We start from the raw sequence: 25,637 nt of genomic DNA, 5'->3' as shown, positions 1-25,637 counted from the left end.
GTTCTATAAATGAAAAACCGCCTAGTGTTACGTTAGGCGGTTTTTTTGTTGATCAAGCTACTTAAATTGATGCCAAAAGAGAGGGCTGCGAAGATATCTTCGCAGCCCTCCTGTTGACGTACGTCAACAGGTAATTACTAAATATTCTTCTGCTTCACCTGATCAATGAAATATTCACTCGTACGCATTGAAGCGGCTAAAATGGTCCACGTTACGTTCTTGTCGCCCTGCGTCGGGAATGGAGCGGCATCAACCACAAACAGGTTTTTCACGTCATGCGCTTGCTGAAATTTGTTCAGGGCTGACTTCTTGGGATCATTGCCCATCCGAACAGTACCTACTTCATGGATGATACGTCCCGGAGCCGCCAAACCATAACCGTGCCCTGAATCAGGACCGGGTTTGGACCCAAGCGCGATACCGCCCATGGCATGGATAATTTCCTCAAAGGTGTCCTGCATGTGTTTCGCCTGCTTAACTTCATAATCCGACCATTTATAATGGAATCGCAGGGTCGGAATACCATATTTATCGACTTTGGTGGGGTCAATTTCGCAGTAGTTACTTTCGAGTGGTACCGGCTCGCCCCGACCCGCCATGCTGATGTAAGCGCCATAGAACCGGCGATAATCGTCTTTCAGTCCCTTGCCATAGCCACCAGCTTGTTTCATTTGGCCATCGCGACCGGGAATTTTTCCGTTTAACGATTCAATACCGCCACCGAAACCATATCCTGGCATCCCCATGCCTCCGCCGTATTCAATGTGATAGCCGCGTGGGAAGTCAAGTTTTTTGTTGTCGAGCCACCAGGGGGTAAATACGTGCATCCCACCTACGCCATCTTCGTTATAGCGTTTACGGTCCATCAGTGCCGGTACAAACCCAGAGCGGCTGGCACCAGTCGAGTCGTGCAGGTATTTGCCAATTACTCCGCTGCTATTGGCCAGTCCAGTTGGGAAACGGGACGATTTGGAATTCAATAGAAGCCGGGCAGATTCACAGGTGCTGGCTGCTACCATAACAGCTTTGGCACGTACCGTGATTTCCTGTAATGTGGCTTTATCAACGTAACTTACCCCCGTAGCCAGACCGGTTTGTGAATCGGTTAGGATTTCGCGGGCCATTGCCCCATTAATAAGCGTTACATTACCCGTTTTAACCGCAGGAATACAAAGCACGGATGATGCTGAAAAATCGGCATAAGCCTGGCAACCCCGGTTACACTGGTGGCAGTAAAAACATTGTCCGCGCTCGTTGTTGATGGGTTTGGTCAGGATGCTCAGCCGTGAAGGTACTACGGGAACCCCAATGCTTTTGCCAGCTTTCCGAAGCATCAATTCATGAAGTCGAGGCTTGGGCGGAGGCAGAAAAAAACCGTCAGGCTCGTTCGGGAAGTCTGGTAAGTTAGTACCGAACACACCAATAAGTTTATCCGTTTTGTCGTAAAACGGCTTCATATCTTCGTAAGCGATCGGCCAGTCATCGCCCACGCCCGTAATCGATCCACGACGGAAATCATCGGGTCCGAAACGTAGCGAAATCCGCCCCCAGTGGTTGGTACGTCCGCCGAGCATCCGCGAACGAAACCAGCCGAATTCGGTACCACCTACAGTTGAATATGGTTCTCCCTCAATTTCCCAACCTCCCCAGGCAGCATCAAAATCTCCTCCCGAGCGGGCTTCCGTAGAAGCTCCACGCCGGGGCGATTCCCAGGGCCATTTTAATTGAGTAATATATTTCGGATCGGCAGGGTCATAATAGCCACCTGCTTCGAGCAGCAGGACTTTGGCACCCGCTTTGGCGAGTGTATAAGCGGCCATGCCGCCCCCGGCACCGGAGCCGATAATAGCCACGTCGTAAACCGTAGGCGCTTTTTTGATTTGTGGTGTATCCATTCGGCAATCAGGGCTTAGAAAACGTTAGTAGTAGCGATAATACGTAGTAAAAGGCAGTTTTCAACGTAGTTTACTCTTATTACGTATCCCTATTGTACTGCTCGTTACGTATCGGTATATAGCAAAACTGCCCGACCAGCGCTGGTCGGGCAGTTTTGGGTTTTAAGCGATCACCGCTTGCCGATGGATGATGGCTTCACGGTCGGGGCTTGTCGAAATAAAGTTGATGGGCAACCCTAAGGTGTCTTCCAGAAAATAAACGTAGTCAGCCAGTTCAGCCGGTACGTCGGTGAACGACCGAATATTGGTCAGGTCAGATTTCCAGCCTTTGAACGACTTGTAAATGGGCGTTACGTCGGTGTCGCAGAGGTCGTATGGCAATTGCTCAGTAATTGAGCCGTCGGGTAGTTTGTAATGGGTGCAAATCTGAATTTCGTCGAAGATATTCAACACGTCAACCTTCATCATGACCAATTGCGTTACGCCGTTTATCATGATAGCGTATTTTAGCGCAGGAAGGTCTAACCAGCCGCATCGACGTGGGCGCCCCGTTGTAGCGCCAAATTCCCGACCTTCCTGACGCATGCGTTCGCCGGTTTCGTCATTGAGTTCGGTTGGGAAAGGGCCGCTGCCGACACGGGTGCAGTATGCTTTGAAAATGCCGTATACTTCGCCAATCTGCTTGGGCGCTACGCCCAGACCAGTGCAGGCACCCGCCGTCATGGTGTTGGACGACGTAACGAAAGGGTAGGAGCCAAAATCAATGTCGAGTAAAGACCCCTGCGCTCCCTCGGCCAAAATCTTTTTGTTGTCAGTCAGTGCGCCGTTGATGACGTATTCAGTATCAGTCAGTTCGAATTGTTTCATGAACTCAACTGCATCGAAAAACTCGGTTTCTAGCTGGGGAAGGACCGACGCATAATCGAAATTGTTATGCTCAAGAATTGTCTTGTGTGCGTTTACCAGTTTCACATATTTTTCCCGAAAATTTGGCGACAATACATCACCAACCCGCAAACCTTGCCGAGCTACTTTATCCTGGTACGCTGGTCCAATTCCACGTAGCGTCGAACCAATTTTCGACGCACCTTTAGCCTGCTCGTAAGCAGCATCCAAAAGACGGTGCGTTGGAATGATGATCGAGGCCTTACGCGAAATCTGTAAATTTTGCGTGATAGGCAGGTTAAATTTCGCCAGCCCGTCAATTTCCTTTCTAAACACAATGGGGTCCAGCACAACGCCGTTGCCAATAATGTTCTGAATGTCATCGCGGAAAATACCGGATGGTATCTGATGCAGAACATGTTTCAAACCATTGAATTCGAGTGTGTGCCCGGCGTTGGGACCGCCCTGAAATCGGGCAACGACCTGATACTGTGGTGCTAATACGTCCACAATTTTACCCTTTCCTTCGTCGCCCCACTGGAGCCCTAATAAAACATCAATCATTAGAAAAAAGAATTTGGAACTGCTTCGTAAACCGTTCCAGCCCTATAAAAGAAGAATGTATCAGTTTAATCCGATACGTAACGCTATAGTTGAGTTCGTTGGCTGATGATGTATTTTCAGTACAAAACAAGCGAGTTTTTGGGTTCGCTGGTCAATTAAAATAAAAAAAGGTAGCAGTTTCCTGTTGCTCAGGCAATCTGCTACCTTTTTGTCAGCCTGACAAGTATCTTGAACAGCATACTACGTTAATCTTCCACTGGCTCAGTTACTTCTGCTTTTGTGGCAGCTAACTCGCGGTTTTCGCAGAAATCGCGGGCACAGGATCCGTAGAAAATTAATGAGTGGTGTAATACGTTAAATTTCAACATCTCACCAACCATGTTCTGAATATTCTGCACACGGGGGTCACAGAATTCCATCACTTTGTGGCAATCCGTACAAATTAAGTGGTCGTGCTGGCGGTACCCATACGATTTTTCGTACTGGGCCAGGTTACGTCCAAACTGATGTTTTGTTACCAGGTCGCAGTCGACTAGTACGTCTAATGTGTTGTAGACCGTGGCCCGGCTAACCCGATATTTTTTATTTTTCATAGAGATATACAACTCGTCGACATCAAAATGGTCCTGACGGTTATAGATCTCTTCGAGGATAGCAAAGCGTTCGGGTGTTTTTCGAAGACCTTTTCGTTCGAGGTACGCTCGAAAAATCATCTGGGCAGCCTCTAAATTCGTTTGTGTCGGCGCAGGCATATCCGTTTCCGATTAGTTGACAATGCAAAGGTAAGTTTGCGGTTGCAGGTTTCAAGTATAGGTCTCTTCATACCGTGTAATATATATACAGTATAAATAAAAGAAACCTTTACCGTTTTTTAGGAGTCGAATCGAACCACTTCAAAAACGCCCTTAACCTGTTCGAGCTTGTTCATCAGCGTGTCTAGATGACCTGTATCGTGGACATAAAGCTTAATATTCCCTTCGAAAATTCCGTCTTTCGAATCGATCGCTACTGAACGCATATTAATGTGCAATTCGTTGCTTATCACTCGTGTTACGTCGTTTATAAGGCCAACCCGGTCGGTGCCTGTGATACGTAGACCCGCCAGAAATGCCAGTTCCTTTTGTGACGTCCATTTCGCTTTGATGATTCGATTGCCATGGTTCGACATGAGTTCAACGGCATTCGGGCACGTAACGCGGTGAATTTTAATGCCTTCGTTGATCGTCACGAAACCAAATACGTCGTCACCCGAAATTGGATTGCAGCATTTTGAGAGGGTATAGTCAATGCGATCCATATCCTCGCCAATGAGCAGCATATCGGCATCGGCCCGTTCACCGTGAATCTTCTTCAGTTCCTTAACGAACGCCTTGGCATCGGGTATGGTATCGGTATTGAGCTTGTTAGCGCGGTTTTCCTTCGCTTCCTTGTCCGACTTGAATTTTTTCAGTTCCCCTACGTCGATGTGGCCTTTGCCCACGCGGTAAAAGAAATCATCGGTGGTTTTTGACCCAAAATACGCTCGTAGCTGGTTTAGAACTTCGTTCGTCATCTCCATACGTAGCAGCCGCAATTTCTTGGCAACCGCTTCGCGCCCGTCGGTAACGTAGCGTTTGTTATCTTCCTTGATTAAATCCTTAATCTTGGTTTTGGCCTTCGAAGTGACCACAAACCGGAGCCAGTCTTCACTCGGTTTCTGCCGATTCGACGTAATAACTTCGACCTGATCGCCATTTTGCAGGACGTAACTTAGTGGTACCAACGTATTGTTGACCTTGGCAGCCATACAACGAGCTCCTACCTGCGTGTGAATGTCAAACGCAAAATCAAGTGCCGTGGCACCTCGTTGTAGCACCTTAAGTTCACCTTTGGGCGTAAACACAAATACTTCCTCGCTATAAAGATTGCTCCTGAAATCATCGACAAATTCAATGGCGGCTTTTTTGTCACCATGCCCAGCCGACTCAATCATGTCACGCACCTGACTGATCCAGGCCTCAATACCAGCGCCAGCCTGCGTGTCATTGCCCTTATATTTCCAGTGAGCCGCGTATCCTTTTTCAGCAATTTCGTTCATGCGTTCGGTACGTATCTGTACCTCAACCCACTGGCCCTGTTTGCTCATGACTGTAGTATGCAGCGACTCATAACCATTGGCGCGCGGAGTGCTAATCCAGTCTTTCAGGCGGTCAGGGTTGGGTTTGTAGTGATCCGTAACAATGGAATACGCTCGCCAGCAAGCCGCTTTCTCTTCTTCCTGTGGTACGTCGAGAATGATACGTACCGCGAACAAATCGTAAATCTCTTCGAATGGTTTTTTCGATTTACTCAGTTTGTTCCAGATGGAGTAAATAGATTTCGGCCGACCCCTAATCACATATTTGATTTTGGTTTCAGCCATATCTTTTTCAATTGGCTCAATAAAGCGGCCAATAAACCGGTCGCGGGCCAGCCGGGTTTCGCGTAGTTTTTTGGCTATATCCTTATACGCTTCTGGCTCGACATGCTTCAAATACATATCTTCCAATTCCGACTTGATGGTGTATAAACCCAGCCGGTGAGCTAGTGGAGCGTATATATAAATCGTTTCCGACGCGATTTTCAATTGCTTGTCGCGGGGCATCGAGTCCAGCGTCCGCATATTATGGAGCCGGTCGGCCAGCTTAATAAGAATGACCCGAACGTCATCAGAAAGGGTCAGCAACATTTTCCGGAAGTTTTCGGCCTGTTGCGACGAACCGTACTCGAAATAGCCTGAAATCTTGGTCAAACCATCGATAATACGGGCTATTTTGGGACCAAATGCGCGGTCAATATCGGCAATGGTAGTGTCGGTATCTTCTACTACGTCGTGAAGAAGCGCGGCAACGATGCTGGTAGTGCCCAAACCGATTTCTTCAACGGCAATCTGCGCCACGGCCAGCGGGTGGTAAATATAGGGCTCGCCCGACCGCCGTCGCATATTTTTGTGGGCTTCGGCCGACATATTGAACGCTTTCTTGATCAGCTTCGCATCGTCGCCTTTCAGCATAGGCTTGGCGGCACGTAGCAGTCGTCGATAACGTTTGAGGATTTCCTGTCGCTCCAGTTCCAGATCAATAACAGGCTCTGGTTGGGGGCGACGGTCGATTGTATTCATCATGATAGCTTCGTTGCAGGTATTGGCATCGGTAGTACGCGTACTACCAAGATAACAAAATATTCGCTGAAAAATGACCGGATATTATCTAAAAATAAAACCTTGAGCAATTTGCTTGATGAGTTAATTTTTTTTCATACTTTTGCACTCCCAAACACGGAGTTATAGAGTAGGGGAGTTAAAAAGTTTTAAGGATATAGAGTTAGCTGAACGCTCTTTAACTTTACAAGACTAGAACTCTTAAACTTTACAGCTTCTAAAGGCCATGCGGGCGTGGCGAAATTGGTAGACGTGCCAGACTTAGGATCTGGTGCCGCAAGGCATGGGGGTTCGAGTCCCTCCGCCCGTACAAAGTTTAAGAGCGAAAGAGCGTTTGTCTGTGAATGACTCACTCTTTCATTCTTTCACTCTTTCGCTTTTAAACAAAGAACGAATGAGTGAAAGAGCATTGCTAGTTGAACGAATCACTCTTTCATTTTTTCGCTCGTTCACTCTTTAAACTATACACTCGTGGATATTACCTTAGAAAAAGCCAGCGATACTAATGCCTCGCTGAAAATCACACTGACCCCCGCCGACTATAAGCCGGAAGTTGATAAAAAGCTGAAAGATTACGGTAAGAGAGTTCAACTGAAAGGTTTCCGGCCTGGCCACGTTCCTGCTTCGCTGGTTCAGAAAATGTACGGAAAAAGTATTCTGGTCGACGAAATCAATTCGATGCTCAGCAAAACGGTTAGCCAGTATATCCGCGACAATAAACTTCAGGTTGTAGGCGATCCAATTCCAGATCGCGAACAGGCAGAAGCCATCGACTGGGATAATCAGACCGATTTTGCGTTTAGCTATACATTAGGATTGGCGTCGGAATTCGACATTGAGTTCAGCGATTTGCCAACTATTACGCAGTACGACATTCAGGCGGGCGATGCTGAAGTAAATTCAACCATTGCGGATTTACAGCAACGTTTTCATACCCACGCCCATGGTGAAGAAGTAGGTGAAGAAGATACCATTTATGGTGAACTGAACCAACTGAACGTAGCAGAAGGCGAAACAGGTTTCTCGGCCAAAACGGCGCTGCCGATGAACAAAATGGAAGAAAGCGCCAAAGGTCAATTTGTTGGTAAGAAAAAAGGCGATGCTGTTACGTTCGTGCTGGAGCAGGCTTTTCCGGATGAGAAAGCTCGTGCCAACGCGACCGGTGTAAAAGCTGAGGAAGCTGTTAACCTGACCGGTGAGTTTACGTTTGCCATCGATGATATTACACGCCATGAACCGGCTGAACTGAATCAGGAGTTTTTTGATAAAGTGCTGGGCGTTGGTGCCGTTGAAAATGAGGAGCAGTTCCGGGCAAAAGTGGTCGAAATTATTCGGAGTAACTACGCTCGTGAGTCAGCCCAGTTGCTACGTCTGGACATTGAAAAAACGCTGCTTGAAAATACGCCCATCCTGCTGCCCGACGAATTCCTCAAAAACTGGCTGCTGGAAGTAAACGAAGGTAAGTTTACGCCGGAGCAGGTGGACGAACAGTATGACGATTTTGCGAAGTCGGTGAAACTGCAACTCATCAAAAACAAGATTGCTGATAAAGCAGACATCAAAGTTGAGTTCGATGAAGTGCTGAACGTAACGCGGGCGATGGTACGCGACCAGTTTGGTTTCGCCAATACCGACGATGAAGAAATGAACAAAACAATCGACCGGATTGCCCGCAATTATCTGACGGATGAGAAAAACAACGGTCAAAATTACACCAGTACGTTCAATCAGGTGTACGATGATAAAATCATCGACTACACCAAAACGCAGCTGACAACAGCTACGCAGGACGTGACGGTTGATGAGTTTAAAGCGCTGGTTGAGAACCGGTAAGAGATAGTTAATACGTATAAAAAGAAGCAGGGTAGCAACGTAACGTTGCTACCCTGCTTCTTTTTATACGTATCAGATTTTAATGCCTCTTTTTTTAGGGAACTACTGTTACCTCAATAGGGCATGCATATGTTGCTGGTCCGGTAGTGAGGGCTCGTATTTCGAGGGTAGATCCGTATGGGCCTTGTCGAGCCGGAGTCCCTGAACCTTGAAGTATAATAGTTTGCGGAATGCCCACTTGTTCATTTGTAAAGGTGATCGCTTTAGATAAAGTGAAAGACGCAGTTTGAGATTGAAGAACATATAGCCTGAAGTAATGTTCTCCAACGACATTAGGGACGTACGTAATCTGTTTTGTATTCGTGCTGTTGAGCGGGACGCCTACCTTATAAGTGCCGTTTAATGGACCACTACAATCGAAAGGGAATAGAGGGCTTACATCAAAGGTACACTTTTGACCTCCTAGTGTTAGGATAAATGTATCTGAAAAATTAACGAAAGCACTATTTGAAAATTTAGCCTGCGGAGTTCCTGAAGCCTGCAACATAATCGTTTGCGGAACACCTATCTGCTCAGTTGTAAAAGTGCCCGAAGCTGAGAAAGAATACCCGTTTACTACGTCGGTTGTAGCTGAATAAGGACCCGCGACAGCAGGTGTATACGTAATTTGTTTAGTGTTTGCCGACGTAAGAGGGATATGGGATTGATACGTGCCAGACAGTGGACCACTGCAATCAATAGGTCCATAAACGGTTACGTTAAACGTACAGCTTTGTATGCCTACAGTTAGTGTAAATGTATTTAGCCCCGTTGTCTGTGGAGTACCATTTCCCTGCAACGTAATGTTTTGCGAAATACCCACTTGTTCAGCTGTAAACGTACCCGTAGCCGAGAAAGAATACCCATTTGCTACGTTAGTTTTAGCCGAAAATGATCCGGCCGAAGTGGGTGTAATACGTATTTGCTTAGTGTTGGCTGAATTAAGTTTTATAGCGGGGTAATATTCCCCTGAAGCTGCAGTACTCTGCTGACAATCGACTGATGAAATGATGGCAGGTTCAGAATTAATGGAGGGACTTTGTCGGACCCAATGAAAATTATACCAGCAGTATATGCCCGGCGTAACAGCATAATCGCCGGTTGTGGTTGCCGTGTTGAAAACAATCATGCCATCTACTGGGGTGCCAGCCAATGTCCAGGTAGCGTAATCAACTAATTCTACCCGTGGCAGCAGCAAGCCCTGATATTCAGTATTTCCTACAGGTTTTCCAACTACTTCCAGTGCAACTCCTGGGTTAGTAGGAGAAGAGGAGCCACCTATACGAAGTTGTGCGTATACGCCCGACCAGTTTAGACTGGCTATAAGCATCAGTAATAGGCTAAATTTCCTAAACGTAGTAGACTGTTTTTTCATGATCGACTGAGTAAGTTGGTGTGAGTAACGAAAAGAATCATAATTCTTTGAAAGATAGTTACTTATTACAAGATTGCTACATATGTAGCAAAAAGTAAAACCTCCTGTCTCAGATTTTAATCCACAGAGCAGGAGGTCTTCAATAATGAATTGATGAATCTCTTTTCAGAGCGTTATTAGTAATTCTATTGGTACTGAATATACATCGGCTTTGGCGTCAGCGCTAGTACTTCTTCGGGCGTCATGATACGTGATCCGGGTTTGCGGAAGTCGTTTTTGTAGAACAGTTTGAAGCCCGTATACTGAACCGGTTCTTTTTGGATATAGTCGTGGTACGAATCTTTTTTTAGTACCGGCGGGCCCCAGCCGTCCATGTCCATCACGATCTGTACGTTTGGGTCGAGCTTGATGTTTTTATAGTTTTTGATCATACCCTGCGTAAAACGGTGAACGACCAGCACCTTAGGTGGCAGGTTATTTTCTTTCACGATTTTGCTCAAAAACTGAACCGCCTGGTTTACATCAGCAGCATCGTAAGAACCAATCTTGGTGCCGGGTTTGTGGCCCGTAACCATCGAAAATTCAGGGTCGATACCCAGATGCACAAAAGGTAATTTAAGGTACTTAGTCAGATATGCCATCTCACCACCGAGGTCGGCGTGGCCACGCTGGATGTCGAGAAATACAATGGCTTTATGCTCGTTTCCCCATTTGATGACTTTTTTGATGGTTTTATCTGACATCCGTAGTCGATAACCGCCATCTTTACCCGGTGCTCCCTGCGCCGAAATGGCGACCAGGTGAAGCGCAGGCTGAATGGGTGTTGCTGGATCTGCTTTTTGCCAGTTGCTGATTTCTTTATCCAGTCGCTGAAGCATTTCTTCTTTCGGGTATTCACCCAAAGCACCCATTTTTTTCGAATGTGGGTTGCCATAATAGGCAAAAATTCGTTTGCTGGGAAGGATAGCTCCTTCGGGTGAATACGTCAACGAATCCAGTGTTGAATCACCGGTGCTGACACCTCGTTTCGAACCAACAGGGGCGGCTGCGGCTGTTTCTGTGGATTCGGTAGAATCGGTTGCCGGACTTGATTTGGCAGTAGCTTCGGTGGTCGGCTTGCTGGCCTTTGAAGTAGCGTCTTTCGATTGAGAGGAGCAACTTGTTACGTGACAAAGAGCCAGCAGGGATAATGCGGCTAGGGTAAAACGCATACTTGGAAGGAAAAGATAAGGCTATAATATTTACAAAAAAGGGTTAACCTCCGCCAGGAGTGTTAACCCAACAATGCAAGTATAAATGGTTATGACAAGATTTCAAAGTGCGAACTCCCCTAATCCCTGTCGAACAACTGTGAAAGCGTCGTCTGTAGCATCGATGATGGTAGAAGGAACATTACCGCCGTAGCCGCCATCGATCACGATGTCAACTTGGTGTTGAAACTTTTCAAAAATTAATTCCGGGTCAGTGGAGTATTCAATAATTTCGTCTTCGTCACGAATCGACGTAGTAATAATCGGGTGGCCAAGTTCATGCACCAGTTGCCGGGGAATATCGTTGTCGGGTACCCGGATACCAACCGTTTTCTTATTCGTATTGAGGAGTTTGGGTACGCTGTTCGTCGCTTGAAGAATAAACGTAAAAGGACCCGGAAGCAGGCTCTTCATGAGCTTAAATGCCTGATTGCTAACCCGAGCATAGTCGGCAATATGACTAAGATCGTAGCAGATAAACGAGAAATCGTTTTTCGTAGGCTTGATTCCCTTAATACGTGCCACACGCTCAACAGAACGGGCATTATGGATATCGCAGCCCATCCCATAAATGGTATCGGTAGGATAAATGACAACGGCACCATCGCGTAGGGCATTTACTACGTACTCAATCCGGCGTGGATCAGGATTTTTCGGATATAATTTTATGAATTCGGCTCCCATAGAATAAGGCGGGTATAAACCTGCTGTTTTGCTATACATATTGCGGGTTTCTACGGCAGCGGCCGACCACCCGCGTTATATTTAAACCCGTTTTGTTTTTAAAAGGTTGAAACGGGGCTCTTCCTTTGTTTTAGAAAAAAACGATATAACGAATTAACCGGAATGCGCAGTCGATTCAGTGACAGCACGAAGTAAGTTGCCAAGTTAGGCCGTTCAATACGTTGAAGTAATTCGCTAAATCGCTCAGCCAGGTCGAACTGTTCGGCGTAAAACGCTTTTCGGATAAACTTACGCAGACGACTGGCCAGGGCAGCCAGTTCATCGGGGGTTTGGCAAAGCTTGAAGGCTTTCTGGCATACAACCAGTGTCGATTCCAGCAATTTGTTATCGGTATAACTTACTTGTGCAGATAGAGATGTTGGCAGACGTCGCTTAAGCGTCAGTACCTCATCGAGGTAAGCATATTGATACGTGCGGGCGGAACGTACCCAGAAGTCGAAGTCTTCATAAGCAAGCGATTCGTCGTAACCGCCCAACTGATTCAGTACGTCGCGACGCATAAGCATAGTTGGCGTACAGATAAAATACTTCTCCAGAATATCTCTGAAAATAAAGCCTGAAGGCACCTTGGCCTGCGTATGCCCAGTTGCATCCACGGGAAAATGTGTGCCTATGCTACGTCCTAACGTATCGATATACGTAGCATTCGAGAAAACCACGGCATACGTACCGGGTAGCTTTTCAAATTGTGCCACTTGTTTTTCTAAACGTGTTGGAAGTAGTACGTCATCCGCCGATAAATCGACAACGTAGTGGCCTTTAGCCCATAAGAGTCCCTGATTAAAGGCGCGGTTTAATCCCAGATTTTGAGGATTCTGTATAAATCGAACGGCTGGATGCTGAACCAAAAAGCTATTAATACGCTCAACAGAGCTGTCGTAACTTCCATTATCAATGACGATTAACTCAACGTACGGATAAGTCTGATCAATAACGGATTGCAGGGCCTGAACAATATAGGATTCGTGATTGTAACACGTGCAAATGACTGTTACCCAGGCAATATCGGCGGATAATTGAGTTGAAAAAGAAGGAGTTGAACCAGTCAGCGTAGCCATATCAAGCAAGTTCGATGCCAAACCATTCTATACTAATTGGTTCGTTTTATTTGTGTTTATTCGACACCTAAGGCGACAAATGATCGAACTTAAGTTTTGTTTTTATTTACAAATAGGATAGTAGAACCGCAATTGATATCACTGATCAAAAAGTTGGCACGTTTTTGGCGAACGATTGGATGAACGCATTTCGATTGTGCCAAACTGACACGTCGTTGATGTGTGCTATTACATTTATGGGTTAGGTTTACAAACGCCACCTCACGCTTTGAGGGTGGCGTTTGTTGTTTTGGTGGGTTTTGAAGTGGGCTTATCAGCTTCTAAATCGTAAAGCGCTACGTTCATTTCAAATCCCAAAATAAGAAGTACAGAGATAAGATTTATCCAGATCATTAAGGCAATCAACGTACCGATAGACCCGTACAATTTGTTGTATGATCCAAAATTTGATACGTAATACGAAAAGCCGAACGTAGTAAGTACAATTAAAATGGAAGCTACAACAGAACCGGGCAGAATATGCCGCCACTTCATATTTACGTTCGGGCCAAACCGGTAAATTGTGGAAACCGTTGCCAAAAAAACGGCAAACACGACCAGATACCGGCCAACCGCTAACAGGTTGACAAACACGACATTGTTCAGAATGCCGAAGTGAAGCAGATAATCGCTGACAATGCCGCCAATAATCAGTACAACAACGGCCAGAATCAACGCAAAAGCCAGCGTAAACGTCAACCCGATGGCAATTACACGAATCTTGAAAAAACCGCGCCGTTCGGCCGAATGGTACGACGAGTTAAACGCCTGCATCAGCGCTACTACACCACTGGTAGCCGAGTACAGAGCCAGAAAAAAACCCAGCGACAGCACTCCACTACGTGGTCGGCTAATGATATCCCGGATGGTTGTATCGACTGAACTGAACGTATCGCCGGGCAGTAATTCCTTCAAAAAGACCATGATCTGGTCTTCGAGATCGGGAAATGGAATGTAAGGAATCAGCGTGAAAAAAAAGATCACCGTTGGAAATACCGCCAGTATCAGGCTGTAGGCCACCGAAGCGGCCCGTTCGGTGGTATTATTGTCGACAATCTGATTACCCATTCGTTTTAGAAAGGCATACCAGGTTGTTTTTGAGTCGAACGGATGATTGTCGTGCAGCCAGATGCGTACATTCTGTAACGACTTAAAACCCAATAGCTTGTCGAACATAGTGGTAATTAGTCGGTAGTCATCAGTCGTTAGGAACAGCAATTAACTGACGATTGATGACTACCGACTCTTGACTACGTAGTAACTTGACACTCAAAAGAAAGGTTTGGTCGCTTCGATTAATTCAGCAGGTGCCGAACAGGGTCGCCCCGTATCACTACGGACAAAGACGAGCGTCGTCTGGCCAGTATTGAGTAGCTGTCCTTTCTGGTTAAATATCTCATAACCAAACATCAGCCGTGTTTTGGGCATTTGTGGGATCGTGACCCGAATGGTCAGGAGATCATCATACTTGGCGGCCCGGATGAATCGGGAATTAAGGTCGTAAACGGGCATCGAAATACCGCCTTCTTCAACTTCTTTGTAAGTAAGCCCCAGATGACGTAGCGTTTCGACCCGGCCAATTTCGTAATAGCGGGCGTAGTTGCCGTAATACACAATGCCCATCTGGTCAGTATCGTAATAGCGTACGCGAATATTAGTAACGTCGTGAGTAATCATAGGAGGGGTAATCAGTCAGAGTCGCGCGAGCGACTAACTCAGTAGCTAGAACCGACATCGGACGGCACGGGCCGCCCCGCGCCGAAGCGGCCAGAGCCTGTCGGGGCCTTTTACTTCATAATCTTCATGCGAGTGAGGGCCTGCTGATACAGGCGGGCGTTTGCCAGATGCTCTGCCAGGGTTTTAGAGAATGTATGGTAGCCGTTGAACCGGGCATCAACCACAAAATACAGATAATCATGCTGTTCGGCGTTCAGAACATTATCAATTGTAGCTGGTGCAGGCAGATTTATGGGTCCAGGAGGCAATCCGGTATAACGATACGTATTGTAAGGCGAATCGACGGTAAGCTGACGGTTTAGTAGTCGACGTATGCTGAAATCACGTAGCGCAAAAATGACGGTTGGGTCGGCTTCCAGCTTGATACCACGTTTCAGGCGATTCAGGTAAACACCGGCCACGCGTGGCTGTTCGTCGCGTTTGTTGGTTTCGGAAGCTACAATCGAAGCCAGCACCTGGGTTTGTGTTTGCGTTAAGCCCTTTTCTTTGGCTTTCGCCTGACGCTCAGGCGTCCAGAATTTTTTATACTCCGCCCCCATCCGCTCCAGAAACGCTTCTGGTTTGATGGTCCAGAAAATCTGATATGTATTAGGCAGGAAAAGACATACGATAGTGGTCGTATCGAAGCCAAATTTTTCGCAGGTGGCCGGGTCGTTCAGTAGCTTGCCGAGCGCGTCGGGACCAAACTCAAACTTGCTGCCGAGCCGTTGAATCAGGTCGCTTTTCATGCGGATGTTGTTGAACGTAACGGGCATCGCATCCTGATTTCCACTACGTAGTTTTACCAGCGCTTCGCGGTTACCCATTTTAGGCTTGATCTCATAACGTCCCTCTTTCACCTTCTCGGTGTATTTCATCATCTTGGCCAGAAATCGGAACGAGGTTTCGTCATTGATGACTTTATGCAGCTTGAGCGTATCCATCACCGACTCGAACGTAGCACCGCGTGGAATCAGGAGGGCAAATGTCTTGTCATTGTCTTTTACCAGAAGATTCGGACTTCTGAAAACCTGCCAGAAATAGAAGGAGAACGTAGTAAGCAGGATAGAAACGGTCAGGAACAGGCCGATTTTGAAGTTACGAGACATGTTTAAAATGATGACCGGATCGCCGGTGCGATTATGAATGATGAATTATGAATGACTGAACGCTGATTCGTAATTCAGATCGCAAATTTAGGCATATGCGCTGAAGTAGATGCTACGTTCCCTATTATTCGCGCAGGCAAACCTGGAACTGATGCGCTGTCTGCTGGTATTTGCGGAAAGAGTTGTAAATTTGGGTGAACCAAATCAACTCGTTTTGATAGTTCGCTCGCCATTTTCGCGCTCGGTTTCCCGCGGTCCTTCTCTGTATACGCTTTCGTTTTGGCTGCTGTCTGTTAGTAATTTCCTGTTCTCGGCCAGTTTTTCGATGATGATTCCTGAACTCCCGAATTACCTGACCAGGTTAGGCGGGCGGGAATACGTCGGATTAATTATTGCGCTCTTTACGTTTACGGCGGGTGTTTCGCGGCCATTTAGCGGCAAAATTACGGATACCGTCGGCCGGGTTCCGGTGATGGCGTTTGGATCATTAGTTTGCTTTGTCTGCGGATTGCTCTATCCGTACCTGATAACTGTCTGGGGATTTCTGACGCTACGTCTCATTCACGGATTTTCGACGGGAACCAAGCCCACGGCCACCTCAGCCTACGTAGCGGACGTAGTGCCAACCAACCGTCGGGGCGAAGCAATGGGTATGCTGGGGTTGTTTACGGCGATGGGTATGTCGCTGGGGCCGGCCATCGGGAGTTGGTTAGCTACCGATTTTTCGATGAACGTAATGTTCTGGGTATCATCGGGGTTCGCACTCATGTCAATCGGTATTTTGCTACGTATGCCGGAGACATTGGTAAATAGGCAGCCTTTTCGGTTCGGGTTGCTACGTCTGAAAAAAGACGAAATTTTCGACAAACAGGCCATACCTCCTTTTATTGTTTTGCTGCTGCAGTCGTTCTCGTCGGGCGTAGTGCTGACGGTTATTTCAGACCTGAGTGCTACGTTGGGTATTACGAATAAAGGGTTGTTTTTTACGGTTTACACCATTGCTTCGCTGGTAGTACGTCTGATTTTCAGCAAGACCTCAGATCGGTACGGTCGGGTGCCTGTTTTGGCCGTTTCGACAGCGGTGCTGGCCATTTCTATGGCGATTCTGGTAATTTCCGATACGTTGGTGTTGTTCTGGACAGCTGCTGTTTTTTATGGTATGTCGTGGGGGATGAACTCGCCAACGGTGCAGGCCTGGACGGCTGATTTGAGCGATGAGCACACCCGTGGACGTGCTATGGCAACTATGTACATTGCGCTCGAAGCAGGTATTGGGTTAGGCGCGGTAGGAGCGGGGTGGTTGCTGAATCACGTTGGCGAAACGGGTATTGAGGCTTCATTTGGTGTGGCGGGCGTACTCGCGCTGCTGGCCGTTGGTTATTTAATCTGGTTTTGGCGGAATGAACCCCAGCGAAAATCGCATAAAGTAAATGACGCGGACGAGATGGCTTTGGTTGACGGTGAACCCTGATGGAAGACCTCGAACCCAAAATTCGTCCGCTGGTTGACGCGCTAAATCAAACGGGACTGATACGTACCTTCTCCAGTTGCGAAGGTCATTTCGCGCCAGACGAACAAACGCTTGTTGATCGTAATCACGCCGAAGTGCGGTTTGTTCCGGCAACCGATACGTTGGCAACGGACGTAGAGAAATTTCTGGCTTCCGTACTGCTACGTTTCAAAACGCAACACGGCCTGATTCCGGTCAAACTTCAGGGTTATAAGCTTCTGACACCTATTGACGAAAAAACGGTTGAAGAAACGTTCGTCCTCGAACTACGTCCCTTCAACCGTTTCGATTCACCTGACCGCAAACGTAGCGACGTAGATCGGGCGATTGAACAAGTAATCAAGATTATGTATGATATATGATACATGGAGTATAGCCGCTATATACAGCTACCTGTTATCACGAAGTACTACCTATATCCTACTTCATACATCACAAAATATATTGACTTAAGTCTCGGTTTTTTACTAAACCGTTTAGTTTTTCGCTGACCATGTCGCGCGTCACAACGACTTTCGCATTGGCTCCAATTACGTCGGGAATGTCGAACATAAAGTCATTCATAAGGTGACTCAACACCGTCTGTAAGCGACGTGCGCCAATATTTTCGACTTCGCTGTTAACCTCAAACGCAATACGAGCCAGTTCACGTAGCGCTTCGTCCTGAAAAGTCAGTTCTACGTTCTCAGCGGCAAGCATGGCAACGTATTGCTTAGTTAAAGCGTTACGCGGTTCTTTTAGGATTTGGTAGAAATCGTCTTCCGACAAGCTTTGTAACTCGACCCGAATTGGGAAACGACCCTGTAACTCAGGTATTAAATCGCTAGGTTTTGCTACGTGGAAAGCGCCGGCCGCCACAAACAGAATGTGGTCGGTATGAATAACGCCGTATTTGGTATTTACCGCGCTGCCTTCCACAATCGGTAGCAAATCGCGCTGGACCCCCTCGCGGCTTACGTCGGGCCCGCCACCGCCGTTACCCGAGCGCGCCGACGCTACTTTGTCGATTTCGTCGATGAAAATGATTCCAGCGTCTTCGGCCTTGCGAATAGCTTCTTCTTTCACCTCGTCCATGTCGATGAGTTTGGAAGCTTCTTCTTCCAAGAGGATTTTGCGGGCTTCAGCTATGCTCACTTTACGTTTTTTTCCGCGCTTGGGCATCATATTGCCGATCATCTCCTGAATGTTCATCATCGACAAATCATCGACTGCGCCCCCCATGACACCGATATTGGGCGTTTGACTCTGCTGCACGTCAATGTCGATTTTACGGTCGTCCATTTCGCCCAGGCGAATTTTTTCGCGGAATCGTTCGCGGGTACGTTCGTTCAGTTCGGCGTCGGGATCTTGCTTTTTTTCGTTCTCGAAACCTAAATGTCCATTAGCTGGCTTGACCGGAGGAATCAGAATATCCAGAATGGTGTCCTCTACCATTTGCTGCGCCTGACCGCGAACGGCTTCTTTTCGAGCCGCCCGAACCATGTTGACCGATTGCTCGACCAAATCGCGAACCATACTTTCAACATCGCGGCCGACATAGCCAACTTCGGTGAATTTTGACGCTTCAACTTTCACAAAAGGGGCATCGGCAATTTTGGCGAGCCGACGGGCGATCTCGGTTTTTCCGACACCAGTTGCGCCAATCATCAGAATATTATTGGGGGTAATTTCGCGCTGCATATCGGCAGTGCTGTTCATGCGTCGCCAGCGATTACGCAGGGCAATGGCAACGTTACGTTTAGCATCGCCCTGACCGATAATGTACTGGTCTAGTTCGGCCACAATTTGCCGGGGCGTGAGGTCTTTAAGTGATAGGGTCATTGACTCTGGATAAGCGTGATGAAAATGGTGCTTTTTAAGGTAACGCAGGAAATCGAAAAATGTGCCAATGCTACATAAAAAGCTAGGAAAGTCTACCCTTTTCTAGGCTAAAGAAGTTCAAAAGATTACAGGGTCATATAGTTTTAAAGTTCCTTAGTGGATCAAGTTTATAACTATATAACTCTATAGCATAATAACAAAATCTTATCTCTAAACTTCAAAGATAAAGTAGAGTAAAAATTGGTATGAAAAATGTTACTGTTTTTATGAAAGCGTAATAAATTTTGTCACCAATATGTTAGCGCAATACAAAGAACAGCATCCATACCTGCTGGCGTTAGATTCTATCATTTTTGGTTTCGATGGCGAAGGTTTAAATGTTTTGTTGGTTGAACGGGGCGTTGGCGAAAAAACATGGTCGCTGATGGGCGGATGGCTCCAGGAACAAGAAAGCCTGGAAGAGGCCGCAGCCCGGATAGTATTTGACCTGACTGGGTTGAAAGAAGTGTATCTGGAACAACTTCATGCGTTTGGCAATCCCAATCGCGATCCAATTGCACGTACCGTTTCGGTGGCTTATTTCTCCCTGGTGAAACTAGCCGATCATGCTACAAAATTATCGGACGCGTTTAAGGCGAAATGGTTTTCGATTTATAATCTTCCCAATCTTTTATTCGATCATAGCGAGATGGTGACGTTGGCCATCGAACGATTACGGTACAAGGCATCGCAGCATCCCATTGGTTTTGAGCTTCTTCCTGATAAATTCACCATTCCACAGCTTAAAAAACTGTACGACGCTATTTACCATACCGATTTTGATAAACGTAATTTCAGCCGGAAAATTCTGTCGACAAAACTGCTCGTTAAACTGAATGAGAAGCAGAAGGGCTATTCAAAAAAGGGGGCTTTTTATTATCGACTCGACCCCGATCGCTACCAAAAGTCAGCCCATTCGTTTTTGAATGTTATTCCCCACGCTGAAACCATCATGTAAGGATTTACCGGCGAAAAACGATTACCTAGTGTTTACTGGCAGGTGAGCGAAGCACTCTCGTTGAATTCGCCTAACTTTGCCGGTGATGAATGATAAAATTGTACTTATTACCGGCGCATCGTCGGGAATTGGACGGGCACTCGCCTTTGCTTTTGGCCGCGAAGGTGCCAGCATTGTTATCTGCGGACGGAAGGCTGATGCACTTTTTGCTGTACGTGATGAACTTAAACAGGCGAATATTAACGTACTGGCCCTCACGGCCGACGTAAGTGTTGAGCAGGACGTCAAACAACTCATCGATCAAACAATTGCTCACTTCGGTCGGCTCGATATCCTAATCAATAACGCGGGCATTTCCATGCGATCGATGCTGATAGATACTGATCCTTCGGTTATTCAGAAGGTTATGGATATTAATTTTATGGGTACTGTATATAGTACCCGTTATGCCCTGCCATACCTTTTGGAGTCGAAAGGATCTATTGTGGGCATATCGTCTATCGCAGGTTACCGGGGTTTGCCAGTACGAACTGGTTACTCAGCTTCCAAGTTCGCGATGAATGGCTTTCTGGAAGCGGTACGTACTGAACTGCTTCACTCGGGCGTACACGTATTGACGGCTTGCCCCGGCTTTACTGCCTCTAATATTCGCTTCTCAGCTCTCGACGCACATGGTGAAGCGAAGGGCGAAACCATGCGGGACGAATCATCAATGATGAGTGCTGAAGAATGCGCCGATCACATTCTAAAAGCGGTCAAAAAACGTAAACGTGAGCTGATTCTGACTACTCAGGGAAAATTGACGGTGTTCATTAATAAATGGCTTCCATCTCTGGCCGATAATCTGGTATTCAATACGTTAGCCAAGGAGAAAGATTCTCCGCTAAAAAAACGATAATGAATAGTTATAGTTTATAATGGCCAATTGCAAAGATGGGTAACTACTGAATATCGACTAAATTATCCACAAATTATCCCGTCGAATAAAATACAACTCATTGTGCCAGAGCACGCGTAAGTAAATATCTTTTTGCCCCAGGATATTAACCTTGTGTCCTTTACCAATAACCTCAACCACGGGAGCCGCTGCCGATGGGTCAGTACGTAGCAAAACGCGATTACGGCTGGTAATGCCCGATTGAACACCTTCGGGTAAGTTAGTGAAAGCAAGCAGTAGTAGTAGGTAAAAAAATACGACGCTTTTCTGACGCGAAGAGATGGACTGTTTACGTACCAGTTTAAGTATCAGTACACCGAAAACGTAGCCGGCCAGAATTAAGAGAAAAAGGAGAAAATAAGCACTGTATTTTCGATAAAAGAAATAAAAATAATTTAGGTCATCCGTTTCGTAGCCACTTAAATTATTGGCTTTTGCGATGTCGCTTAATCGACGTAGTACGTTATCGTCGGGATGGCGTTCAAAGTAAACATCAAGAAAATAAAGCAACCGTGGAATATCGTTCTGCCGTTCATAGGCACTAGCCAACTTTAAAAGCATAGGGTCGGTGGCAGGCTGCCCTTCGGCCAGAGCTTTTTCGTACAAACGAGCAGCCTGTACCTGGTCACCATTCGCGTAAAGCGAATCCGCTTGCCTAACGTTGGTCTGCGCTAACGTAGCAGTAGATAGCAAACAGAGCAATCTACTAAGAAAGCAGGCAAAAGCTTGTTTAGAATAGCACAACCCCATATTGTTGCCAGGTACGGAAGACATTAAAAAAGCCATATAACGTAACAAGCAGGACAAAATACTATTTTGTCCTGCTTGTTACGTTATATGCGCGAGAGTCCTATTAAAACGGTAAATCGTTACTTTCTTCATCGAAAGCCGCGTTAAATGCAGCCTGAGCAGGCTGATTTTGTCGAGCGGGAGCCGACTGTTGCTGGGAAGTAGGCCGAGCAGGTGCTACGTATCCAGCTTCGTTTCCTCCCTCAGCCAGTTCGATACGGAAGGCACGCAGCTCAGTATACCAGCGGTCATTGTATTCCCGTGATTCGGCGCTGAACGTAGCTTTGAGCATATCCCCATCAGCAAACTGTTTCAGATCGCTGGCTTTTTCACCCCAAATAGACATACAGACTTTTTTAGGATATTGACTATCAAGGGTTTCTAATACAAATTCCTGTTTATTCCAGGCCCCATTTTTGCCTTGCCCTGTAACTTCAGGAAGAACTTTTATGAGTTTTCCAACTACTTCGAATGCCATTTTTTCTATGAATTTAGAAAGCTAAAATACGAAATTCTCGTCAATTTATGCCCATAAGTATTAGAAAAAAGTAAAAGAAATGGACTCTGTTTGGCAAACAATTTCTAACCGGCTATATTTGCACCGCGATTTCAGAAATGGCCACGTGGTGAAACTGGTAGACACGCCATCTTGAGGGGGTGGTGCTTCACGGCATGGGAGTTCGAGTCTCCCCGTGGTCACGATCGATATAATATAATCCGCTGTAGGTTAGATACTTACAGCGGATTTTCTGTTTTTGTGCTGAAACAGAACTGAAACAACAGGAGAAAAAGGTTCGGCATAACTGGGGGTGCAAAAAAAAGACCATCCTATTTAGAATGATCTTTTAAAACATATAACCCGTTCATTTCTTATCCAGCAACTGTTGGACGAGCTGCTCTAAGAGGTCTATACGTTTCTGCTGCTGTCTCAGTTTTTCTTCCTGCTGTTCTACTTTCTTATCCTGCTGAATGCTATACAGGGTCAGTTCTTCAATTTTCTCCAACAGTTTAGCATCTGTCTTATGCAGATCGTTACCCTTCTCAACCATCTCCTTAGCCGAAGGGATACCGGGCAAATGCTTGTTCACCTGAATGTATTTCTCCACTTCCGACAATCTCTTTAGCTGATACGTATCATCAAAGACTTTATCACTCCAGTCGGAAGTGTTTTTGACGGCTACTTTTACTTTCTCGGTCAAAATGCCCTCTTCGACAAATAACTTGTAACCCGATGGCGTACGCGCTACGTTACTACCAATAATGACTGCATCGTTCTGGGTGCTTTGCAGAAAGGAGTCCTTGCGCTGCCACAGGGTTTCACTCACCCCTTCGCGGGCTGAGCTGTTCATGCTGGCCATCACCACATCGCCCTGCTCGTTGACTGAGAGAAACTTGGTTTGATTAAGCGCTGTTGCCGGTGAAGAGTTATTGAGGTTAGTCAGTCGCAGGCCCGACTGGTTCGCGGTACCCTTGGTGATCTCTAGGGTGTTGTTGGGGGCCGAGTTGCCGATGCCCACTTTGGTCCCAGGGGCTCCCAGAACCACCGCGTTGCTAACGGTGACGATGGCGTTGACGCCGATGGCGGTGGCGTTGTTGACGGTGGGTCCGTTGGTGCCCGCCCCGAAGCCGATGAAGGTGTTATAATTACCGCCCCCATTGCCCGAATAGTTAGCCGCCCGACCGATGTAGGTGTTGTTCTGGCCGGTGGTACTGCCGTAGCCCGAGCCGTCACCGATGAAGGTGTTGCCTAGCCCTGAGGTATTGTTGTAGCCCGATCCATTGCCGATGAACATATTGTAGGAGCCGTTACTTTGGATGCCCGCTGCGTTGCCCATAAACAGATTAGCAGTGCCAGTAGTATTGTTTAGTCCGGCCTGGTAGCCGATGAATACGTTATTGCTGGCGGTAGTGTTGTTACGGCCGGACTCGTATCCCATAAACGTGTTATTCTCGCCTGAGGTGTTCAAATAACCGGAAAGTATTCCTATGCAAACATTTCGGTTACCCGTTGTAGTTGATCTTCCCGAGTTGCCCCCTACAAAGCAATTATAATCCCCCGAATTAATTGAGTAGCCCGAATGATACCCCACGGCTACATTAGCAAACCCATTCACAGTGGATGTACCCGCAGAAGTACCAATGTAGGTGTTAGAAGGCCCTGTCATGGTCATATTGCCTGCGCTCACACCTACCAGTGTGTTGGCACCAGCAGGTGTGGAAGAGTTTGCAGTGCGTTCCACATAATTAGCTTGTGCCCACAATCCATAGCTTAGCAGACTTAAGAATAAGAACAAATAAAGTGCTTTCATAAAGTCAAAAAATTAGTGTTTATCAAATTTATTCTGATAATCAGTTTGTTTCAGACTCTGTTTATTTACCGGTACGAACTAACAGGCTGGCTAAGAAAGCCCCAACCAGATGGAAGGAGCTTTTTACTAAATCTGAGTCAACCCATTTTAAGGCTTCTTAATCCGCTTCAGCTTAATTGTCGTGGTGGTCGGCATGCCATCTTTACCGCCAATCGCTATGTGGCTGATGATCCCATTCCAGTTAGCATCGGCTGTATTGACCGTGTAGGTTCGCTCGACGCCATCAGCCTGCACCGTGAAGTATTTGAAATATTCGTTCTGGCTTTTTTTGCCGGGTTTACCCCAGATAAATTTGAGGTCCTGATTGCCACCGTTGCCCTGTACAGCGATGGTGAACTGAATCTGAGAGATGCCCGATGCCTGCCATGCCCGGTGTGGTGAGTTCACGCGTGACGTATTGTAGGCCGCATTATCGTGGTTAGGTGTACCCACTTCAAACACGATATCGTTACCGATCTTTTTCATGGCAGCATCTTTCGAAAACCATTGCGGATCGACGGCCCCACCAAATACGAAATCAAAACTCTGATCGGCTCCACCTAACGTAGCAATCTCCGTCAGTGCGTCTGATTTACTACCCAGAATCATATAGCCGATATCGATAGTTTTGGTACCGATATCATCATAGTTATTTTCCGGACAGGCGACCAGATAAGCGGATACACCACTATTCCATTCACCCCCTTCGCCAAATTTCTGCCAGGATTTGAACGCTGAGTTTTGCGGAGTGAAATACGTAACGCCCTGCGAAAAGTCACCGTTGTAGGTACCTGCCCAGCATGCATCGGTTAAAAACGTATCACTGAAGTTTTCCACACCCGGCGCACTCGCGCCAAGTCCAGTACGCATATCGTATTCACTGCCATTGATCTTCGTGCGGTGCTGGTTAAAGTCGCCAATGTTGTAAAGCGATTGTTTTTCCTGCTCCTGACCAACCCAGCTACGTTGTTCGGTAATGTAGCTGGCTCTGGCTTCGACGACCGCTCTGGCTATATAGTGAATACGTCGACCCACTAACCACCACTCCAGATCGACAACGATATTACCGGGCTCATTCTGCCAGTTCCAGAATAAGCCCCGTTGTTTGACGCAAAACACCTGACCGCGCGCATAATCGTTTAGAACCGCCGATTTGATTACAATGCCGGGTGTATACCACGGCGCATCGGAGCCGCCCGGTACGGGATTGGCACCGGTACCAACTTTGGTAACGCCGTTAATCGTGAAGACCCGTTTCGGGTTGGCGTACAGACTAACCTGCCATTGGACCCCTTTATCCGAAAACTGATTGTTTACCTGCTGATCACAGATGACGTTCCGGTTGTTGGTTTTCAGAGCCGCCCAGGTTGGACAGCCGCCGACCGACTTCTTGAACTTTATGATCACCTGCGTATTCTCGATCTGCTTCTCATCGGCACCAATCCAGCCCTGATCATCATAGAGCAGAAAACCATCCGTATCGACGTTGCCCGAACTGCCTCCACCACCCGGCGTAGTTGTGGTAACTTTCAGTTGATCCAAAAACCGCT

At 46.9% G+C, this 25,637-nt stretch carries 21 protein-coding genes and 2 tRNA genes; 7 read left to right on the top strand and 16 right to left on the bottom strand.

Annotated elements, in window-relative coordinates; translation table 11 throughout:
- Positions 1–137: 137 nt before the first annotated feature.
- The 4 genes from ACYVF1_RS13445 to ACYVF1_RS13430 form a co-directional block, all read right to left on the bottom strand.
- Positions 138–1,895 carry a GMC oxidoreductase gene (locus ACYVF1_RS13445; protein WP_461079504.1) on the bottom strand — a complete coding sequence of 586 codons (1,758 nt, stop codon included), beginning with the start codon at positions 1,893–1,895 and terminating at the stop codon, positions 138–140.
- A 162-nt stretch (positions 1,896–2,057) separates the two neighbouring features.
- Positions 2,058–3,344 carry an adenylosuccinate synthase gene (locus tag ACYVF1_RS13440; protein WP_461079502.1) on the bottom strand — a complete coding sequence of 429 codons (1,287 nt, stop codon included), beginning with the start codon at positions 3,342–3,344 and terminating at the stop codon, positions 2,058–2,060.
- 245 nt (positions 3,345–3,589) lie between these two features.
- Positions 3,590–4,096: a Fur family transcriptional regulator gene (locus ACYVF1_RS13435; protein ID WP_461079500.1), complete on the bottom strand. Its 507-nt coding sequence runs from the start codon at positions 4,094–4,096 to the stop codon at positions 3,590–3,592.
- Positions 4,097–4,215: 119 nt separating this feature from the next.
- Positions 4,216–6,486, bottom strand: a complete 2,271-nt coding sequence (locus ACYVF1_RS13430; protein ID WP_461079498.1) for a RelA/SpoT family protein — start codon at positions 6,484–6,486, stop codon at positions 4,216–4,218.
- 264 nt (positions 6,487–6,750) lie between these two features.
- On the opposite strand from ACYVF1_RS13430, the gene ACYVF1_RS13425 reads away from it, so the two are divergent.
- Both ACYVF1_RS13425 and tig read left to right on the top strand, forming a co-directional pair.
- Positions 6,751–6,832, top strand: a tRNA-Leu gene (locus ACYVF1_RS13425).
- Between the two features lie 161 nt (positions 6,833–6,993).
- Positions 6,994–8,355 carry a trigger factor gene (gene tig / locus ACYVF1_RS13420; RefSeq protein WP_461079496.1) on the top strand — a complete coding sequence of 454 codons (1,362 nt, stop codon included), beginning with the start codon at positions 6,994–6,996 and terminating at the stop codon, positions 8,353–8,355.
- Positions 8,356–8,449: 94 nt separating this feature from the next.
- Here the strand turns inward: tig and ACYVF1_RS13415 are convergent, their stop codons facing one another.
- The 7 genes from ACYVF1_RS13415 to mltG form a co-directional block, all read right to left on the bottom strand.
- Positions 8,450–9,769 (bottom strand): hypothetical protein, encoded by a 1,320-nt coding sequence (locus ACYVF1_RS13415; protein WP_461079494.1) that lies wholly within the window; start codon positions 9,767–9,769, stop codon positions 8,450–8,452.
- A gap of 185 nt (positions 9,770–9,954) precedes the next feature.
- Complete coding sequence (locus ACYVF1_RS13410) at positions 9,955–10,980, bottom strand: hypothetical protein (protein WP_461079492.1); 1,026 nt, start codon at positions 10,978–10,980, stop codon at positions 9,955–9,957.
- Between the two features lie 102 nt (positions 10,981–11,082).
- Positions 11,083–11,703 (bottom strand): L-threonylcarbamoyladenylate synthase, encoded by a 621-nt coding sequence (locus ACYVF1_RS13405; protein WP_461079490.1) that lies wholly within the window; start codon positions 11,701–11,703, stop codon positions 11,083–11,085.
- A gap of 98 nt (positions 11,704–11,801) precedes the next feature.
- Positions 11,802–12,821 (bottom strand): glycosyltransferase, encoded by a 1,020-nt coding sequence (locus ACYVF1_RS13400; protein ID WP_461079488.1) that lies wholly within the window; start codon positions 12,819–12,821, stop codon positions 11,802–11,804.
- A 261-nt stretch (positions 12,822–13,082) separates the two neighbouring features.
- The gene (locus ACYVF1_RS13395; RefSeq protein ID WP_461079486.1) at positions 13,083–14,036 is read right to left on the bottom strand and encodes a YihY/virulence factor BrkB family protein; all 954 of its coding nucleotides are present in this window, start codon (positions 14,034–14,036) and stop codon (positions 13,083–13,085) included.
- A 93-nt stretch (positions 14,037–14,129) separates the two neighbouring features.
- Positions 14,130–14,537 carry an acyl-CoA thioesterase gene (locus ACYVF1_RS13390; RefSeq protein ID WP_461079484.1) on the bottom strand — a complete coding sequence of 136 codons (408 nt, stop codon included), beginning with the start codon at positions 14,535–14,537 and terminating at the stop codon, positions 14,130–14,132.
- Positions 14,538–14,647: 110 nt separating this feature from the next.
- On the bottom strand, positions 14,648–15,685 hold the full coding sequence (gene mltG, locus ACYVF1_RS13385; protein WP_461079482.1) for an endolytic transglycosylase MltG: 1,038 nt from the start codon (positions 15,683–15,685) through the stop codon (positions 14,648–14,650).
- A gap of 109 nt (positions 15,686–15,794) precedes the next feature.
- Between mltG and ACYVF1_RS13380 the strand changes: the two genes are divergently transcribed.
- Together ACYVF1_RS13380 and ACYVF1_RS13375 are read left to right on the top strand one after the other, a co-directional pair.
- Positions 15,795–17,156, top strand: coding sequence for an MFS transporter (locus tag ACYVF1_RS13380; RefSeq protein WP_461079480.1), 1,362 nt, complete (start codon positions 15,795–15,797; stop codon positions 17,154–17,156).
- On the top strand, positions 17,156–17,557 hold the full coding sequence (locus ACYVF1_RS13375) for a hypothetical protein (RefSeq protein ID WP_461079478.1): 402 nt from the start codon (positions 17,156–17,158) through the stop codon (positions 17,555–17,557). The genes ACYVF1_RS13380 and ACYVF1_RS13375 overlap by 1 nt, the downstream gene beginning before the upstream one ends.
- A 70-nt stretch (positions 17,558–17,627) precedes the next feature.
- Here ACYVF1_RS13375 and hslU read toward each other — a convergent pair whose 3' ends face one another.
- Entirely contained in the window at positions 17,628–19,016 is a 1,389-nt protein-coding gene (gene hslU, locus ACYVF1_RS13370; RefSeq protein ID WP_461079476.1) for an ATP-dependent protease ATPase subunit HslU, read from the bottom strand.
- A gap of 295 nt (positions 19,017–19,311) precedes the next feature.
- Between hslU and ACYVF1_RS13365 the strand changes: the two genes are divergently transcribed.
- Entirely contained in the window at positions 19,312–20,013 is a 702-nt protein-coding gene (locus ACYVF1_RS13365) for an NUDIX hydrolase (protein ID WP_461079474.1), read from the top strand.
- An 85-nt stretch (positions 20,014–20,098) separates the two neighbouring features.
- Positions 20,099–20,911 carry an SDR family oxidoreductase gene (locus ACYVF1_RS13360; RefSeq protein ID WP_461079472.1) on the top strand — a complete coding sequence of 271 codons (813 nt, stop codon included), beginning with the start codon at positions 20,099–20,101 and terminating at the stop codon, positions 20,909–20,911.
- Between the two features lie 57 nt (positions 20,912–20,968).
- Here the strand turns inward: ACYVF1_RS13360 and ACYVF1_RS13355 are convergent, their stop codons facing one another.
- Both ACYVF1_RS13355 and ACYVF1_RS13350 read right to left on the bottom strand, forming a co-directional pair.
- Positions 20,969–21,643, bottom strand: coding sequence for a tetratricopeptide repeat protein (locus ACYVF1_RS13355; protein WP_461079470.1), 675 nt, complete (start codon positions 21,641–21,643; stop codon positions 20,969–20,971).
- Between the two features lie 160 nt (positions 21,644–21,803).
- Complete coding sequence (locus ACYVF1_RS13350) at positions 21,804–22,217, bottom strand: DUF3127 domain-containing protein (RefSeq protein ID WP_461079468.1); 414 nt, start codon at positions 22,215–22,217, stop codon at positions 21,804–21,806.
- Positions 22,218–22,356: 139 nt separating this feature from the next.
- Between ACYVF1_RS13350 and ACYVF1_RS13345 the strand changes: the two genes are divergently transcribed.
- Positions 22,357–22,438: transfer RNA gene (locus tag ACYVF1_RS13345), tRNA-Leu, on the top strand.
- A gap of 164 nt (positions 22,439–22,602) precedes the next feature.
- On the opposite strand, the gene ACYVF1_RS13340 is transcribed toward ACYVF1_RS13345, so the two are convergent.
- Positions 22,603–24,048, bottom strand: coding sequence for a bZIP transcription factor (locus ACYVF1_RS13340; protein WP_461079467.1), 1,446 nt, complete (start codon positions 24,046–24,048; stop codon positions 22,603–22,605).
- Between the two features lie 147 nt (positions 24,049–24,195).
- Positions 24,196–25,629, bottom strand: coding sequence for a hypothetical protein (locus tag ACYVF1_RS13335; protein ID WP_461079465.1), 1,434 nt, complete (start codon positions 25,627–25,629; stop codon positions 24,196–24,198).
- Positions 25,630–25,637 lie beyond the last annotated feature (8 nt).

This window comes from Spirosoma flavus (assembly GCF_054778555.1).
Note: the sequence above shows the minus strand (reverse complement) of the source record. Positions and strands in the feature narration are given on the sequence as shown.

Excerpts from the sequence above, each read along its gene's own strand:
- ACYVF1_RS13360 (WP_461079472.1), top strand. The coding sequence starts at position 20,099 with ATGAATGATAAAATTGTACTTATTACCGGCGCATCGTCGGGAATTGGA.
- ACYVF1_RS13440 (WP_461079502.1), bottom strand. The coding sequence starts at position 3,344 with ATGATTGATGTTTTATTAGGGCTCCAGTGGGGCGACGAAGGAAAGGGT.
- ACYVF1_RS13415 (WP_461079494.1), bottom strand. The coding sequence starts at position 9,769 with ATGAAAAAACAGTCTACTACGTTTAGGAAATTTAGCCTATTACTGATG.
- ACYVF1_RS13400 (WP_461079488.1), bottom strand. The coding sequence starts at position 12,821 with ATGGCTACGCTGACTGGTTCAACTCCTTCTTTTTCAACTCAATTATCC.
- mltG (WP_461079482.1), bottom strand. The coding sequence starts at position 15,685 with ATGTCTCGTAACTTCAAAATCGGCCTGTTCCTGACCGTTTCTATCCTG.
- ACYVF1_RS13365 (WP_461079474.1), top strand. The coding sequence starts at position 19,312 with ATGTTAGCGCAATACAAAGAACAGCATCCATACCTGCTGGCGTTAGAT.
- ACYVF1_RS13395 (WP_461079486.1), bottom strand. The coding sequence starts at position 14,036 with ATGTTCGACAAGCTATTGGGTTTTAAGTCGTTACAGAATGTACGCATC.
- ACYVF1_RS13340 (WP_461079467.1), bottom strand. The coding sequence starts at position 24,048 with ATGAAAGCACTTTATTTGTTCTTATTCTTAAGTCTGCTAAGCTATGGA.
- ACYVF1_RS13430 (WP_461079498.1), bottom strand. The coding sequence starts at position 6,486 with ATGATGAATACAATCGACCGTCGCCCCCAACCAGAGCCTGTTATTGAT.
- ACYVF1_RS13445 (WP_461079504.1), bottom strand. The coding sequence starts at position 1,895 with ATGGATACACCACAAATCAAAAAAGCGCCTACGGTTTACGACGTGGCT.
- hslU (WP_461079476.1), bottom strand. The coding sequence starts at position 19,016 with ATGACCCTATCACTTAAAGACCTCACGCCCCGGCAAATTGTGGCCGAA.
- ACYVF1_RS13390 (WP_461079484.1), bottom strand. The coding sequence starts at position 14,537 with ATGATTACTCACGACGTTACTAATATTCGCGTACGCTATTACGATACT.
- ACYVF1_RS13375 (WP_461079478.1), top strand. The coding sequence starts at position 17,156 with ATGGAAGACCTCGAACCCAAAATTCGTCCGCTGGTTGACGCGCTAAAT.
- ACYVF1_RS13435 (WP_461079500.1), bottom strand. The coding sequence starts at position 4,096 with ATGCCTGCGCCGACACAAACGAATTTAGAGGCTGCCCAGATGATTTTT.
- ACYVF1_RS13410 (WP_461079492.1), bottom strand. The coding sequence starts at position 10,980 with ATGCGTTTTACCCTAGCCGCATTATCCCTGCTGGCTCTTTGTCACGTA.
- ACYVF1_RS13350 (WP_461079468.1), bottom strand. The coding sequence starts at position 22,217 with ATGGCATTCGAAGTAGTTGGAAAACTCATAAAAGTTCTTCCTGAAGTT.
- ACYVF1_RS13380 (WP_461079480.1), top strand. The coding sequence starts at position 15,795 with ATGCTACGTTCCCTATTATTCGCGCAGGCAAACCTGGAACTGATGCGC.
- ACYVF1_RS13405 (WP_461079490.1), bottom strand. The coding sequence starts at position 11,703 with ATGGGAGCCGAATTCATAAAATTATATCCGAAAAATCCTGATCCACGC.